The following is a 2,677-nucleotide window of genomic DNA, read 5'->3' as shown; positions in this document are numbered from 1 at the left end:
CTCCCCGTCTCTACACGGGGAGAAGATGCCGGCAGGCAGATGAGGGGCGGCGCCAACGAGCAAGAAACTGTTTTAGGACCGGAGTGACGACTTGAAAGCCAAACTGGGCATGTCCCCCATTGCGTGGTGGAACGACGATCTTGCGGAGCTCAGCGATGACGTGTCGCTGGAAGAATGTCTGCGCCAGTCGCGCTCGGCCGGCTTCACCGGCATGGAGATGGGCCGGCGTTTTCCCAATGACCCCGAAATCATGCTGCCGATCCTGAAGGCCGCCGACGTCACGCTGTGCGGCGGCTGGTTCTCGGGCACGCTGGTCGATGGGGAGATGGCCGACAACAAGGATCGCATCCAGCCGATGATCGACCTGTTCAAGGCGGTGAACGCGCCTTGCATCGTCTATGGCGAGGTTGGCCGTTCGATCCAGGGCGACCGCTCGAAGCCGCTGGCGACCAAGCCGAAGCTGTCGGACGACGAGATGAAAGCCTATGCGAAGCGCCTGACCGAATTTGGCGAATGGTGCGCCGAACAAGGCATGCCGCTGTCCTACCACCACCATATGGCGGCGGTGGTCGAGACCGAGCCGGAACTCGATGCCTTCATGCGCTATTCCGGAGCCGGCATTCCGCTGCTGCTCGATGCAGGCCATCTGGCATTCGCCGGCGGCGACGTGCTGCGCGCCATCGACAACCACCATACCCGGATCAGCCATGTGCATGTGAAGGACGTCCGCATGGGGGTGATCGAAAAGCTCGACCGCACGAAGCAGTCCTTCCTCGACGCGGTGGCGCTCGGCGCCTTCACCGTGCCGGGCGACGGTTCGCTGGACTTCGGCGCCATCGTGCAGCGCTTCGCCGACCATGGCTATGAGGGCTGGTTCGTGGTCGAGGCCGAGCAGGACCCGAAGAAGAACCCGCCGCTCAGGATGGCGCAAGTGGGCTACAAGGAATTGATGCGCGTCATGACGGCGGCCGGATACACGGTCGAGACGCAAGGCTTTCCAAATGTCTAGTTTCCCAATGGCTGGTGCGACGGGTTCCCGGCGAGGCCGATTGCTGTAGATTGGCCCGATGAAAGATTCCGAACACCCCTTCTTCCGGCCTTTGTGGCGGCGTGTCGCCGTCGTCGCGGTCTGCGTCATCTGGTCGATCATCGAGTTCGCCACCGGCACGCCGTTCTGGGGCATGATCGCGCTCGGCTTCGCCGGCTACGCCGTCTGGCAGTTTTTTTATCTCTACAAGCCTGCTGACGAGGCGAGGCCTCCGGTCGGGCCCGAGCCGAAGGAGTGACTGATCGCATGCGTCGGCGGTTAGCTTCCAGTGCTTCTAACTTCGTCATCCGAGGGTCTCCGCGACGGAGCTTCGCTCCTGCTAGGCCCTAGGATGACGAAGTTAGAGAGGCTTCGGCCGATCTCGAAGATTTCGATAGGAGAGACAAAAATGTCGAAGCTGCTCGTCAAAGCCGACAAGGGCCACGGTCGCGTCGCCCATGTGACGCCGAAAAGCGCGGGCTGGACCTATGTCGGTTTCGACCTGCATCGGCTGAAGCCGGGCGAGAGCGCCTTCGGCAAGACGGAGGATCGCGAAGTCTGCCTGGTGTTCGTCACCGGCAAGGGCAAGGCTTCAGCCGGCGGCAAGGAGCTCGGCCTGCTCGGCGAGCGCATGTCGCCCTTCGAGGGCAAGCCGTGGTCGGTCTACGTGCCTGAGGGTTCGGACTGGTCGGTGACCGCGGACACCGAACTGGAAGTCGCGGTCTGCTCGGCGCCGGGCCTTGGCGGCGGCCTGCCGGTTCGCGTCATCGGACCGGACGATCTCGGCCAGGAGGTGCGCGGCAAGGGCACCAACACGCGCTATGTCACCAACATCCTGCCGGAGGGCAAGCCGGCCGATTCGCTGCTGGTGGTCGAGGTCATCACGCCCGGGGGGCATACGTCGAGCTATCCGCCGCACAAGCACGACCAGGACAATCTGCCCGCTGAATCCTACCTCGAGGAAACTTACTATCACCGCCTCAACCCGCCGCAGGGCTTTGCCTTCCAGCGCGTCTACACCGACGCCGACAAGAACGGCCATCGCGCGCTCGACGAAGCAATGGCGATCGAGGATGGCGATGTCGTGCTGGTACCCAGGGGTTATCACCCCTGCGCCGCCTGCCATGGCTACGACCTCTATTATCTCAACGTCATGGCAGGACCGAAGCGGACGTGGAAGTTCCACAATGCGCCCGAGCATGAATGGCTGATGAAGGCCTGATCGGTCGCTGCGTGAGCACTCGCCCCCTGGTCCAGCACGAAAAAATCGTCGGCTAATGACCCCGCCGCAGCGTTTTGTTACCTGAAAGCCAGCAAGGCTTCGTCAATTCGTCATGGAAATCACCTATGGCAGCGAAGCTGACAAGGACTTTCCATGCGCTACGCCCTCTATTTCACTCCCCGGCAGGACGAGCCACTGGCGCGGATCGCCGCCGACTGGCTGGGCCGCGACCCGTTTGGCGCCGCCACGAGGCCGGTCGAAGCGGTGGCCGACCTGTCGGCGGCGGAAGTGGCTTTCCACACCGCTTCGGCGCGCCGCTATGGTTTCCATGCGACGCTGAAAGCACCGTTCCGCCTGGCTGCCAACGAGACGGAAGTCTCGCTGCGCGCCGCACTCGACCTTTTTGCCGAGGTGACGCCGGTGGTGAC

3 protein-coding genes and 1 pseudogene are annotated in these 2,677 nt (G+C 63.2%); all 4 read left to right on the top strand.

Features of this window, described 5'->3' with window-relative positions; genetic code table 11:
* Window positions 1-91 precede the first annotated feature (91 nt).
* Entirely contained in the window at window positions 92-1,009 is a 918-nt protein-coding gene (gene iolE, locus ENZ74_RS28250; protein WP_063169768.1) for a myo-inosose-2 dehydratase, read from the top strand.
* Between the two features lie 58 nt (window positions 1,010-1,067).
* Entirely contained in the window at window positions 1,068-1,286 is a 219-nt protein-coding gene (locus ENZ74_RS28245; RefSeq protein ID WP_027161053.1) for a hypothetical protein, read from the top strand.
* Window positions 1,287-1,436: 150 nt separating this feature from the next.
* Complete coding sequence (gene iolB / locus ENZ74_RS28240) at window positions 1,437-2,249, top strand: 5-deoxy-glucuronate isomerase (protein WP_063169767.1); 813 nt, start codon at window positions 1,437-1,439, stop codon at window positions 2,247-2,249.
* A gap of 153 nt (window positions 2,250-2,402) precedes the next feature.
* Window positions 2,403-2,677: pseudogene (locus ENZ74_RS28235) on the top strand (hypothetical protein); the annotation flags it as partial.

This window comes from Mesorhizobium sp. M7A.F.Ca.CA.002.15.2.1 (assembly GCF_003998715.1).
Classification (GTDB): domain Bacteria; phylum Pseudomonadota; class Alphaproteobacteria; order Rhizobiales; family Rhizobiaceae; genus Mesorhizobium; species Mesorhizobium ciceri.
This window is presented reverse-complemented; position numbering and strand designations above follow the sequence as displayed.

What these genes read in the sequence shown, in the direction of transcription:
- ENZ74_RS28245 (WP_027161053.1), top strand. Translation starts at nt 1,068, where the DNA reads ATGAAAGATTCCGAACACCCCTTCTTCCGGCCTTTGTGGCGGCGTGTC.
- iolB (WP_063169767.1), top strand. Translation starts at nt 1,437, where the DNA reads ATGTCGAAGCTGCTCGTCAAAGCCGACAAGGGCCACGGTCGCGTCGCC.